This window comes from Micromonospora sp. Mcm103, from assembly GCF_024519755.1.
In the GTDB taxonomy this organism is placed as follows: Bacteria; Actinomycetota; Actinomycetes; order Mycobacteriales; family Micromonosporaceae; genus Micromonospora; species Micromonospora aurantiaca.
This window is the reverse complement of record NZ_JALJRJ010000009.1, coordinates 143,941-155,184: the sequence shown is the minus strand read 5'-3', so window position 1 is coordinate 155,184 and position 11,244 is coordinate 143,941. Positions and strand designations below refer to the sequence as shown.

12 protein-coding genes are annotated in these 11,244 nt (G+C 72.1%); 9 read left to right on the top strand and 3 right to left on the bottom strand.

What is annotated here, in order from left to right:
* Positions 1 to 12: 12 nt before the first annotated feature.
* Complete coding sequence (locus OC439_RS13905) at positions 13 to 375, bottom strand: Dabb family protein (protein ID WP_262013760.1); 363 nt, start codon at positions 373 to 375, stop codon at positions 13 to 15.
* On the opposite strand from OC439_RS13905, the gene OC439_RS13900 reads away from it, so the two are divergent.
* The 9 genes from OC439_RS13900 to OC439_RS13860 are packed head-to-tail and all read left to right on the top strand — an operon-like array spanning position 368 to position 9,057.
* Positions 368 to 2,008: a nitrilase-related carbon-nitrogen hydrolase gene (locus tag OC439_RS13900; RefSeq protein ID WP_262013759.1), complete on the top strand. Its 1,641-nt coding sequence runs from the start codon at positions 368 to 370 to the stop codon at positions 2,006 to 2,008. The genes OC439_RS13905 and OC439_RS13900 overlap by 8 nt on opposite strands.
* Before the next feature lie 3 nt (positions 2,009 to 2,011).
* Entirely contained in the window at positions 2,012 to 2,818 is an 807-nt protein-coding gene (locus OC439_RS13895) for an oxidoreductase (RefSeq protein WP_262013758.1), read from the top strand.
* On the top strand, positions 2,815 to 3,804 hold the full coding sequence (locus OC439_RS13890) for an alpha/beta hydrolase family protein (RefSeq protein ID WP_262013757.1): 990 nt from the start codon (positions 2,815 to 2,817) through the stop codon (positions 3,802 to 3,804). Before OC439_RS13895 ends, OC439_RS13890 begins: the two co-directional genes overlap by 4 nt.
* Positions 3,805 to 3,810: 6 nt before the next feature.
* Complete coding sequence (locus OC439_RS13885) at positions 3,811 to 5,079, top strand: aromatic ring-hydroxylating oxygenase subunit alpha (RefSeq protein WP_262013756.1); 1,269 nt, start codon at positions 3,811 to 3,813, stop codon at positions 5,077 to 5,079.
* Positions 5,076 to 5,798 carry a hypothetical protein gene (locus OC439_RS13880; protein WP_262013755.1) on the top strand — a complete coding sequence of 241 codons (723 nt, stop codon included), beginning with the start codon at positions 5,076 to 5,078 and terminating at the stop codon, positions 5,796 to 5,798. Before OC439_RS13885 ends, OC439_RS13880 begins: the two co-directional genes overlap by 4 nt.
* Entirely contained in the window at positions 5,791 to 6,792 is a 1,002-nt protein-coding gene (locus OC439_RS13875; protein WP_262013754.1) for a hypothetical protein, read from the top strand. The genes OC439_RS13880 and OC439_RS13875 overlap by 8 nt, the downstream gene beginning before the upstream one ends.
* The gene (locus OC439_RS13870) at positions 6,789 to 7,637 is read left to right on the top strand and encodes an SDR family NAD(P)-dependent oxidoreductase (RefSeq protein WP_262013753.1); all 849 of its coding nucleotides are present in this window, start codon (positions 6,789 to 6,791) and stop codon (positions 7,635 to 7,637) included. The genes OC439_RS13875 and OC439_RS13870 overlap by 4 nt, the downstream gene beginning before the upstream one ends.
* On the top strand, positions 7,634 to 8,317 hold the full coding sequence (locus OC439_RS13865) for a hypothetical protein (RefSeq protein ID WP_262013752.1): 684 nt from the start codon (positions 7,634 to 7,636) through the stop codon (positions 8,315 to 8,317). Before OC439_RS13870 ends, OC439_RS13865 begins: the two co-directional genes overlap by 4 nt.
* Complete coding sequence (locus OC439_RS13860) at positions 8,314 to 9,057, top strand: arylmalonate decarboxylase (RefSeq protein WP_262013751.1); 744 nt, start codon at positions 8,314 to 8,316, stop codon at positions 9,055 to 9,057. The genes OC439_RS13865 and OC439_RS13860 overlap by 4 nt, the downstream gene beginning before the upstream one ends.
* Positions 9,058 to 9,128: 71 nt before the next feature.
* Here the strand turns inward: OC439_RS13860 and OC439_RS13855 are convergent, their stop codons facing one another.
* Positions 9,129 to 10,511, bottom strand: coding sequence for a hypothetical protein (locus OC439_RS13855; protein ID WP_262013750.1), 1,383 nt, complete (start codon positions 10,509 to 10,511; stop codon positions 9,129 to 9,131).
* Between the two features lie 23 nt (positions 10,512 to 10,534).
* Positions 10,535 to 11,239 carry a neocarzinostatin apoprotein domain-containing protein gene (locus OC439_RS13850; protein ID WP_262013749.1) on the bottom strand — a complete coding sequence of 235 codons (705 nt, stop codon included), beginning with the start codon at positions 11,237 to 11,239 and terminating at the stop codon, positions 10,535 to 10,537.
* Positions 11,240 to 11,244: the final 5 nt, after the last annotated feature.

Here is an 11,244-nt window from a genome sequence, read left to right as displayed (position 1 = left end):
CCAGCGCTGCCGTCAGTAGTCGACGACGACGCGGGCCGCGAGGCGCGGCTTGAGCCAGCCCGCCACCTCCAGGTGGGCGGGGTGGGCCTGGTAGGCGCGCAACGCGTCCGCGTCGGTGTGTGTGCTGATCATGCACAGGTCGTAGGAGACCGGGGTCCGCAGCGTGTCCAGGGCGACGGTCAGCGTCGCGATCTCATCAATTGTGCTGGCCAGACCTTCCAGCAGTGACTTCGCCTTGGCAGCATCGGCCGCATCGGCGAACTTCATCAGAACCACGTGCGTAAACACCTGTTCGTCCCCCTGTTCCCCGGCGTCGCCCGAGTGTATGTTCTGGAAACAGCGTTTCGCCAGGGGAACCGGAGCGGGAATGACCATCAGGGTTGCCGCCGTACAGTTCGAGGCCGGCCAGGACATCGAGGCCAACCTGGCCACCTGCCTGCGCCTGGTCGCCGACGCCGCCCGACAGGGCGCACAACTCGTGGTGCTGCCCGAGTTCTGCAACCACCTGGCCTGGTACACCGATCGCGCCCAGGCACACGCCCTGGCCACCCGGCCGGGCGACGATTTCCTCACCGCGATCTCCGCGAGCGCCGCCGAGCATCGGGTGCACCTCAAAATCAACGTCACGCACGCCTACCCCGACGGGCGCACCGGCGGCACCAACTTCCTCTTCGGCCCGGACGGGGCGTTGCTCGGCAGCTGCGACAAGCAGGTCCTGATGGGCGCCGAGAACGACCACCTCGACCCCGCGACCGGGGTCGGACCGGTGCTCGACACCCCGCTCGGCCGGCTCGGCATGTACGCCTGCATGGAGGGCGTCATTCCCGAGACCACCCGCGGGCTCGCGCTGCGCGGCGCGCAGGTGCTGCTCAACAGCCTGAACTCGTTCGCCACCGATGAGGCCGCGCTGCACATTCCGGTGCGGGCCGCGGAGAACCGGGTCTGGGTGATCGCCGCCAACAAGGTCGGCCCGCTGCTGCCCGCCGAGCAGCTGCCGGCCATGAGCCGCGGCCTGGGCGTGCCGGAGCAGTGGCTGCACGGGGCCGGCGAGTCGCAGATCGTCGCGCCGGACGGCACGGTGGTGGCCAGGGGCCCGCGCACCGGTGAGGCCGTCGTCATCGCCGACATCGCTGTCGAGCGCGCCGACGACAAGCACCGCCCGGACGGCAGCGACATCCTCGCGGCCCGCCGACCGGAACTCTACGGCCCACTCGGGGACGCACCGGCCGGTCGCCGCCGGCCGCCCGGCGTACCGAGCCTGCCGGTCGCCGTGGTCCGGCCGCGGGACCCGGGCCAGGCGGCCGACCTGCTCGGTAAGGCGGTCGCCGAGGGCGCGCTGCTCGCCGTGCTCGCGGAGAACGCCCTCGGCGCGCACGTCGGGCCGGCCGAGGTGGCCACGGCGCTGGCACCGGCGCTGCGCGGCACCGACGGGTACGCCGTGGCCACCGCTCTCGGCCCCGACGGTCCGGTCGGGCTGCTCATCGGCCCGGATGGCGTGGTCGGCGAGCAGCCACAACTGCATCGGGCCGGCGCGGCCCGCGACGCCGTGCGGCCCGGCGGCGCGCTGCGCACCTTCGACCTGCCCTGGGGGCGGCTCGCGATCGTGGTGGGCGACGACGCGATCTTCCCGGAGACGTTCCGGCTCGCCGCGCTCGCCGACGCCGATGTGGTCGCCGTGCCGTTCACCCCGCGCGAGCCCTGGGAACTGGCGCTGGGCCTGCCGGAGCGGGCCGCGGAGAACCGGCTCAACGTGATCGCCGCCGGGCGCCTCGGCACGGGCGCCGCCGTCTTCGCCCTCAGCGCCGACTTCACCCTCTGGACCACCTGGGCCGGACCGTTCACCGGCCGGATCAGCAGCCCGCTGCGCACCGACATCGCCGCGGACCGGCCCGTCACGCATGCCGTGGTGACCCCGGCGCAGGCGGCGAACCGGCTCGTCTCCCGCCGAACCGACCTCGTCGACGGCCGCCCGTGGCGGCTCGTCCAGGCCCTCACCGAAAGGCGCTGACCCGTGGCCGACACGTTGAAACCCGTCGAGGACATGCTCGACGACTCCCCCACGGTCGACGTCCACGAGACGTTCCACCGCTACCAGATACTCCTGGACGAGCTGAAGGCCAAGATCGACGCACGGTTCGAGCTGACCCGCGACCCGTCCACCGAGCCGCTGGAGCACTACGGGGACTACCCGAACGGACCGGGCGGCTCGCTCGCCGCGTACACCGGGCCCGAGGTCGACTGGCTCGTACGCTCCTGGTTGGGCAACCCCGCGGCCAGCTTCGCCAACCTGCACCTGACGTGCTGGCTGGGCCCGCAGGTCAGGGTGCCGCACCTGGGGTTGGCCCTGCTGGTCTGGCCCGGCGGCTGGTTCTACGTCGACTCGGTGCCCCGGGTCAACATGGTCGAGCACGGCGACTACTACGACAAGTACTACGAGCCGGTCAACGAGGAGTGGCTGCAACTGCGCGCCGACCCGGCGTTCGACTACTTCGTCAGCCGGGCCGGGTTCATCCGGGCCAGCCTGTCGCCGACGGCGTACTGCTACTCCTTCGACCGCAGCCCGGAGAACATCGAGAAGGTCAGCCAGGTGACCCACGCCCACGTCGACCGCTGGCTGCGCTGGGTCGACGAGGCCGAGCCGGTGCCGGCCGAGGAGCGGGCCGCGCTCGCCGAGACCGATCTGCGGATCCGCCGCAACATCGCCGACCGCGACCCGGCGAACGTGATGGGCGTGCGCTACTTCGGCGAGGAGACCACCAACCGGCTCGTCCGCGCGCTCTGGGGCGGCGACCGCGAACTCCCCCGGCCGTCGGCATGAGCGGTGCGCAGGAAGGCGGTGTCCGGTCGGTCTGGTGGGCCGTACGCGTCCCCGGCGCGCCGGCGCCGTTCGACACCGCGCACCTGCGGGTCTACTACCCGGCGCGGCCCACCGGCTCGGACGCCGAGCGGCTCAGCGGGGTGCTGGCGGCCGACCCGGCCGGGGCGCCGTACCCGGTGGTCCTGCTGGTCTCCGGCGTCAACGTCGGGCAGGACGCCTACCGCTGGCTGGCGGTGGAGCTGGCCGCCCGGGGCGTCGTCGCGGTGACCTACGACTGGGTCGGAGTGCTCTTCGCCGGCCTGCACGGGATCACTCCCGGCGTCGACCTGGACGCGGCCCGGCCGGAGGGCTACGGCAGCCGACCGACCAGCCCGTCGCTGCGCCCGGTGCTCGACTCGCTGGCGCAGCTCACCGGGCCGCTCGACGGGTTGCTCGACCTCGACCGGGTGGCGCTGGTGGGTCACTCGGCCGGCGGCACGGTGGCGCTGCAGTCGGCGCGCTTCCTGCCCGAGGTCCGCGCGGTGGCCACCTACGGGGCGCACACCATGGTGGCGACCATGCTCGGCTGGCCGGCCGGCACCGTGCTGCCGGCCCAGGTGAACAGCCCGGTCATGCTGCTCGCCGGCACCAACGACGGCGTGATCAACGGCTCAGCCGACCGGTACGGCGAGGACGCGGCCACCCGCGCCGACCCGATCACCCGCACCTTCGACGAGGCGCTGCCCGACGCGGGCGGCACCAACCTGCTGGTGCGGCTGGCCGGTGCCAACCACTTCGGCATCGTGCACCCGCTCGACCCCACCTCGGCGCGCGCCTTCCTCGACGAGGAGGCGACCGCCGACCCGGAAAGCACCCGTGCGCTCGTGGTCGACCTGCTGTCCGGGTTCCTCGCCGTCCACCTTCGCGGCGAACCGGCCGACGGCTTCGACCGGTTGCTGGCAAAGCTCGACACCACCTCTTCGATCGCCTCGTTCCGTCGGAGGTAAGCCACCATGCTCAAGAACTTCTGGTACGCGGTCGAGTTCTCCGACCGGGTCACCACCAAGCCGGCCCGGATCACCGTGCTCGGCCAGTACCTGGCTCTCTACCGCACCCCGAGCGGGCGCGTGGTAGCCCTGTCCGACCTGTGCGTGCATCGGGGCGCGGCGCTTTCCGGCGGCTGGACGGCCGGCGACAACATCGTCTGCCCGTACCACGGATGGCAGTTCGAGCCGGGCGGAGCATGCACGAAGATCCCGGCGAATCAGCCCGGCCGGGGCATCCCCACCAAGGCCCGGGTCGACTCGTACCCCGTGCAGGAGCGCTACGGCTTCGTCTGGGTCTTCATGGGTGACCTGCCCGAGGCCGAGCGGCCGCCGATCCCCCTCTGGCCGGAGTTCGACAACCTGGTGGAGAACGGCGGGAAGTTCCGCGCGGTGACCGGCGAGTTCCTGTGGAAGGCCAACTACGAACGGATCCTGGAGAACGGCTGCGACATCGCACACGCACCCTTCGTGCACGGCAGCGTGTTCGGCAACCGGGAGAAGCCCGAGGTTCCCGAGTACGAGGTCGAGGTGCGCGACGAGTGGTCGGCGTACGCCACGGTCAGCCTGCACCCACCGCGCTCGAAGGGCCTCTGGTCGTTGATCAGCCGCAACAACGCGGACCTGGCCAACCGCCCGCCGGTGGTCACCTCGGCCGGCTGGATGCTGCCTAACATGATCAAGCTGCACGTCCGACTGTCGATCGGCGACCTGATCATCTACGACACCAACATCCCGATCGACGAGACGACCACCCTGGTCAAGTGGGTCGCCCTGCGCACCTTCTTCACCGGCGCCTGGGCCAACCGCAACGCGGTGCAGCGCGTCCTCAAGATCTTCTACCAGGACGCCGAGGTGGTGAACAACGTCCGCCCCGAGTTGCTCCCGTTCGACCTCGGCGCGGAGCTGCACGTCAAGAGCGACCTCATCGCGGTGCACTACCGGCGACGCCGACAGGAGCTGGCCGAGCAGGGCTGGATGCTCTCCGACGCCGACCGGATCACGGGCGACGTGCCACGGCGGGAGGCGACCGTCATCCCGTCGCCGGCCCGCCGGGAGAACCCGGAACTCGCCCGCGCCTGGGTGCACAAGGCCAAGGGCGACCACCCGACCGTGGCGGAGGCGCAGCGGACCGGGCTCAAACGCATCACCGAGGAGGAGGGCGCCGACGCCGCCGCAGGAGCCGAGGCGCAGGCGAACCCCACCAGCAGCGCGACGACGACGAAGGAGCAGGCATGAGTCTCCCGCTGGAACTCTGCGAGAACGCGGTGGCCCACCTGACCGCCCGGCACCCGCTCACCGCGGTCATCGACGAGCCGCTGAGCAGCCCGATGTCGCCCGACCCGGTGGGTGCGCTGCGGGTCTGGCGGGGCGCACCGGGCCAGCCGGTGGCCAAGGTGGTCTACGTCGGGCTGGTCGTCCCGATGATCCGCCTCGACAGCCACATGGTCTTCGCCTTCACCGCCGCCGACAGCGCGGTCCCGCACTTCACCCTGGACTCGGTGTACGGCGGCGACTACTACGCCTATCACCTCGACCTGATCCCCCGGGCCGAGCTGAGCAGCCACCTGCCCTACCTGGACTCGGCGTACCAGCCGCTCACCGCGGTCTTCACCGAGGCCAGCGCGATGGACGGGCTGAGCCGGGCCGACATCGGGCCCCGCCAGTGCGCGCTGATGTCGCCGTGGATGCTGGTCGGCCGGGCCACCGAGGAGTCGTTCCGGAAGATCGGAGCCGCCGTCTCCGCGTACGCCGAGCACTGGTCCGCGCTGGTGACCGACGGCCTGCCGGCCGACGTCGTGGCCGGATTGGCCGACACCGACCTGGCCGCCCGGGACACCGCCGTACGGGTCAACCTGTTCAGCCCCGACGTCGACCCGGTCTGGGCCCGGGTCACCCGGCTGATCGGCGAGCCGGCGACCGACCGGATCCGAGCGGAGCTGATCGGCAATGAGTGAGCCCACCGCACCGACAACCGTAGCGGCGGACTCCGAACCGAGCGAGTGGCAGCAGCGGATCGCCGGCGAGTGGCACGGCCGGCCGTCGCTGTTCACCGCGACCGGCGTCTGGCAGGGCTTCGAGGACATCCGCCGCTCGTCGGTCTTCTCCGACGGCGTCACCACGTATTTCATGGACGGCGGGCTGGTCGGCGGGGGCGAGTTGGCCGGGCGCTACCGGCTGGGCGCGCCGTTCGCCTTCAGAGTGATCGACTCCGACGCCGATCGGGCCTACACCGGCCCCGACTTCTTCGGCACGGGCCAGCCGTACGGGTCCTTCGTGGACGCCCACTACTACGGCCCCGGCTGGCAGGTGGACCTGAACACCTGGAACCAGGTGCTGCCCGACGGCCAGACCCAGGTCTACTCGTCGATGCTCTACCAGGGCTGGGCTGTGGTGGGCTGCTTCAACGGCGTCTACACGCGAAGCTTCGACCACGACACCAACCCGGACACCCGGGAGCGGGTGACGCGGTTCCTGTCCGCCGAAGAGCGGCGCGGGCCGGTGCCGTACATCCTGCCGACCAAGCAGGCCGGCGCGTTCACCGGTAGCTGCGAGCTGTGGGGCGCCGACCAGCAGCTGCGCGGCACGGTCGCGGTGCGCCTCGGTCTGGAGCCGATCGACCTGCTCCGCACCCGCCGGGTCGTGCACTGGACCGGCGCCGGCCTGGACCGGCGGTACATGGTCGAGCAGCGCCGCGACGGCGACCGGCTGTTCTTCGAGGGCCCCGACGCCTGGGGCAACGCGCAGGGCTTCGGCCGCGCCAGCTACCCGTCCTGGCACTTCCACGCCGACGGCGGCGACGTGTGGAAGGTCAAGGGACGCGAGTTCGCCATCGACGCCGAACCGGGCATGTCCGCCGGCGGGCGCCTCGCCGTGGTGTACGAGCTGTTCCGGGGCAACGTGCTGGACAGCGTCCTGCACGGCCTGCTCGCCTGGGAGGCAGCCGGATGACCGCGGTGGTGGTGACCGGCGGCACCCGCGGGATCGGTGCCGGCCTGGTACGCGCGCTGCTGGCCCGCGGCGCCCGGGTCGCGTTCTGCGGACGCAGCGCGGAGTCGGTGGCAACGGCGCTTGCCACACTGCGTTCCGAAGCCTCGGTGCCGGCCGGAGCCAAGGTACTCGGGGTACGTGCGGACGTCACCGACCGCGCCGACGTGTCAGTGCTCTGGTCGACGGCCGCCGAGGCGTTCGGCGGGGTCGACATCTGGATCAACAATGCGGGCACGAACCATGCCCGCCGCCCACTGTGGGAGCTGCCGCCGGCAGAGCTGGACGGAGTGCTCGCGGCGAACCTCGGCGGGGTGGCCCGGGCCAGCGCGGTGGTGCTCGCCGCGATGATCGAGCAGGGCCGCGGCGCGCTGTGGAACATGGAGGGCTTCGGTTCCAACGGCCAGGCCCGGCCGGGGCTGACCGGGTACGGGGCATCGAAGCGCGCGGTCACCTACCTGACCGACGGGCTGGCCAAGGAGCTCGCCGCAGCCGGGGTCGCCGACAGGGTCACCGTGCACCACCTCTCCCCCGGCATCGTCGTGACCGACCTGCTCACTCACGACTACCCGCCGGACGAACTGGCGAAGGCCAAAAAGATCTTCAACATCCTCGGTGACCGGGTCGAGACGGTCACCCCGTGGCTGGCCGACCGGGTCCTCGCCGGGGGCCGCAACGGCAGCCGGGCCGCCTGGCTGACCAGCCGCAAGGCCGCCGCTCGGTTCGCCGTCGCCGGCTTCCGCAAGCGCGACCTCTTCGGCGACTCCGTCGGCGTCCCCGCGGTGAACCGGCGCGAGCACCTGTCGTGATCGGCAGCGACTACACCGTCGTCCTCGCGCTGGAGGACTTCGTGCCGACCGGTCTGGCGCTGGTCGGGTTCTGGATCCTCGCCGGGCTCTCCGCTCGGGTCGTGCCGCGGGTGGGCCCGGTCGCCCACGTCAGCGCCGTCCTCATCGGCCTCGGCGGCCTGGCAAAGTCGACCTGGAAGCTGCTGCTGGCCGGGTTCTCGATCGACCTGCCCTGGCTGGAGGCGGCGCTGTTTCCGCTGATGGCGCTCGGCGCGGTCGGGCTGATCTGGGGCCTGGCGAGCGCATTGCGCGGGCGCAGCCTGCCGTGGTGGCCGTTCGCCGCCGTGCTGGCCGTGACCGCCGGCGTGGCCGCCGCGTACGCCGTCTTCGCCCCCGTCTTCGCCCTCGCGACCACGGGCGTGACCACCATCAGCGTCCTGGCCGCGATCATCGCCGGCCGGCGGCGCGCCTGGGCCGCGGTGACGCTCTACGTCGCCGGGCTGGCCTGCGTGCTGCTGCTGGTGCCGCTGCGCAACCATCCCGATCACGAAACCCTGGCCATGCAGTGGGTCGAGCAGGGCACCAACACCCTCGGACAGGCGGCGCTGCTGGCCGCGGCGTGGCTGACCGTGCGCGCGCACCACCGGGCCTCGACCACGTCCCACCCGACCCCCGCCCAGGAAGGAGTTGTCCGCTCATGACCGACGCGCTCGGCTGGCGCCGCAAGTTCGGCGTCATCGCCCCGTCGACGAACACCATCGTGGAGCCGGACTTCTACCGGATGACCGTGCCCGGTGTGACCGCGCACTTCTCCCGGATCCACATCCGCGACCAGGACCTCTCCAGCGACGGCAACTTCGAGAACCTCCTGACCCAGATCCGCGACGAGATCGGCGGGGCCTGCGAGCGGGTGCTGACCTGCGAGCCCGACTACATGGTGATGGGCATGTCCGCCGAGACGTTCTGGGGCGGCGTCGAGGGCAACCGGCAGTTCGTCGCCCAGATCAAGGCGATCACCGGGCTGGAGGTGGCGACCGGCGCGGAGGCGTGTGAGCGGGCACTGCGCCTCTACGGCGCCCGCCGGATCGGCGTGGTGACGCCGTACCAACCGATCGGCGACACGAACGTCGAGCAGTTCTTCTCCGAGATCGGCTTCGAGGTGGTCGCGATCGAGGGTCTCAAGTGCCCGACCGCGGTCTCCATCGCCCACGTCCCGGAGGACGAGTTGCGCCGGGCGCTGCTGGCCGTGGACGGCCCGGACGTCGACGCCCTGGTCCAGTGCGGCACCAACCTGTCGATGGTCGGGCTGGCCGACGAGGCCGAACGCTGGCTCGGTAAGCCGGTGATCGCCATCAACGCGGCGACCTGGTGGATGGCGCTGCGCGAGAACGGGATCACCGACAAGGTGTACGGCGCCGGTTCCCTGCTGCGCGAGCACTGACACCGGAGCTGCCGGCAACACGCCAGCGGTGCGGGCCGGGGAGGAATCCCCGGCCCGCGCCGTTCGCCGGCTCAGCTCCGCGGGATTCCGCGACGCCTCGGCAGCACCACGACCAGGCCGACACCGAGCAGGAGCACGGCGCTGGACCAGAGCAGCAGCAGCGCCGTCACGCCCCCCTCGCCCGTGTTCGGCAGCGACCCATCGCCATTGCCACCGCCATCGCCATTGCCACCGCCGCCGCCTTCGCCCTCGTCACCGGTCGCGGCCCGCGACTTCACCGTGAACTTGGCGACGATCGACGTCGCCGCCGGGCCGGTCACCGGGTCCGCGCCCGCGTTGCACTCGGTGTCGACCTGCGGGTGGTCGAAGACGATGTTGGTGACCGTCAGCGACACCAGCCCTGCCTGCGAGGTGGTGTAGGTCCCGGTCAGCGTCGCGCCGGGCAGGACGGCGTTGGCGTCGATCGCGCCGTACGCCGGGCCTTGGAGGTTGACCGTACCGCTGCCCACCCCGCCGACCTTGACGGTCGCCTTGGGCACCAGATCGCCGGCACCGACCGGCACCGGTCCGCTCTTCGGGCCGGCCGAGAACTTCAGGCGCACCGTCACCTTGGCGCCCCGCCCAGGGTTGCTGGGCGACATGCTCAGCGTGTGCGTGGCGGTCCACGACGAGAGGCTGCTCAGCGTCTTGCAGTTCAGCTTCACGCTCTTCGGGCCGAACGGCTGGGCGGGCGTGTCGACCTCGTCGGTTGCCGTCGGCGGGTCGTCCGTCGCCGACGGCGGGAGCGACAGCGACGGTTTCGCGGAGGACGACGGCTTTGCGGAGGGCGACGGCGTTGCGGAGGCGGACGGGCTCGGCGGTGGGGTCGCGGTGCCGGTACCGCCGACGGTGAAGCTCTCCACGATGGAGGTCGGCGCCGGTGCCGCCTTGTGGTCGCGGTCGCCGGCCGCCGAGCAGTGCGTCGTGGCCGAGGCGTTGGTGAACGTGACCCGCCCGACCGTGAGCGTCGCCGCTCCGGCGGCGGAGGCGAAGTAGGTGCCGGTCGCGGTGATCGGGCCGAGCGGCGCTTCCGGGGCGACGGCCCGCGCCGGGTACGAGGACATCCGCAGTGTCGCGCTGCCGGAGAGGGAGCCACCCAGCGCCAGCGTGACGTTCACCGGCACGTCACCGGCGTTCAGCCCCACCGGCCCGTTGTCGGGGCCGGTCTTCGCCGTGAGCGTGACGGTCACGGTGTCGCCGACCTTCGGCGCGGCCGGTGACTGGGTCAGGGTGAAGGTGTCCTGCCAGACCGTCGGCGAGCTGCCGGTGCCGGCGTCGTTGAAGTAGAGCCGGCAGCCCAGCGTCCCGGCCGTGGGGCCGACCGCCGCGGCCGGCGGCGTCGCCCGGGCGGGGGCCGCCGCCGGGATCGCGAGTAGCAGCAGCAACGGCGCCAGGACGAGCGCGAGCGCTGCCACCCGGACGGGATAACGACCTCGGGTCATTGGGTCCTCCGGTTCCGGTAGGGCATCAGCACGAGCAGGCCGATGCAGAGCAACAGCAGGCCGGAGCCGACCAGCACGGTGACCGCGTACCGGTCCGGGCCGGCGCTCACCGGGTTGGCGTCGACCAGCGTCGGGGTCGACGTGCCGGCTGCGCCCGCCGGCCCGGTCGAGGGTGCCGTGGTGGCTTCCGGCGTGGCCGCCGGCGCCGAGGGCGCGGCGGGGGTCGCGGACGGGGTTCCCGGTGAGGGCTTCTGGGCCGGCTTCTTGCCGAACGTCAACGTCACCGAGACCTTGTTGGCCTCGACCTGTTCGGCGTTGCCGCTCGTGGGCAGAATCTGCGCCGCGACCACGCACTCGCGCTTGGTGCAGTCGAACGCGCCGAACTTCTGGGCCAGCTTCAGGGTGACCGTGGGCAGCTTCCCGCTGCCGTCGGCGTTGACGAACGCGGCCCCGCCGGACAGGTTGCAGTCGGTCGGTCCCTTGAAACCGGCGACGCACTGACCGACGGCGATCTGCTTCAGGTTCGGGGTGAAACCCGAACCGTTGACGATGACCTGCTGCTTGTCCGTCAGCCCGGTGGTCGCGCTGACGGTGAGGGCCGGCGCGGCGAACGCGGCCGGGGGTGCCGCCACGACGGCGAGGCCGCTGCTGGTGGCGAGCAGGGCGGCGAGCGTGAGCGCCCGGCGGCGGAAGGTTCGCACGGCGA

What these genes read in the sequence shown, in the direction of transcription:
- OC439_RS13860 (WP_262013751.1), top strand. Translation starts at nt 8,314, where the DNA reads ATGACCGACGCGCTCGGCTGGCGCCGCAAGTTCGGCGTCATCGCCCCG.
- OC439_RS13875 (WP_262013754.1), top strand. Translation starts at nt 5,791, where the DNA reads ATGAGTGAGCCCACCGCACCGACAACCGTAGCGGCGGACTCCGAACCG.
- OC439_RS13870 (WP_262013753.1), top strand. Translation starts at nt 6,789, where the DNA reads ATGACCGCGGTGGTGGTGACCGGCGGCACCCGCGGGATCGGTGCCGGC.
- OC439_RS13890 (WP_262013757.1), top strand. Translation starts at nt 2,815, where the DNA reads ATGAGCGGTGCGCAGGAAGGCGGTGTCCGGTCGGTCTGGTGGGCCGTA.
- OC439_RS13880 (WP_262013755.1), top strand. Translation starts at nt 5,076, where the DNA reads ATGAGTCTCCCGCTGGAACTCTGCGAGAACGCGGTGGCCCACCTGACC.
- OC439_RS13900 (WP_262013759.1), top strand. Translation starts at nt 368, where the DNA reads ATGACCATCAGGGTTGCCGCCGTACAGTTCGAGGCCGGCCAGGACATC.
- OC439_RS13885 (WP_262013756.1), top strand. Translation starts at nt 3,811, where the DNA reads ATGCTCAAGAACTTCTGGTACGCGGTCGAGTTCTCCGACCGGGTCACC.
- OC439_RS13905 (WP_262013760.1), bottom strand. Translation starts at nt 375, where the DNA reads ATGGTCATTCCCGCTCCGGTTCCCCTGGCGAAACGCTGTTTCCAGAAC.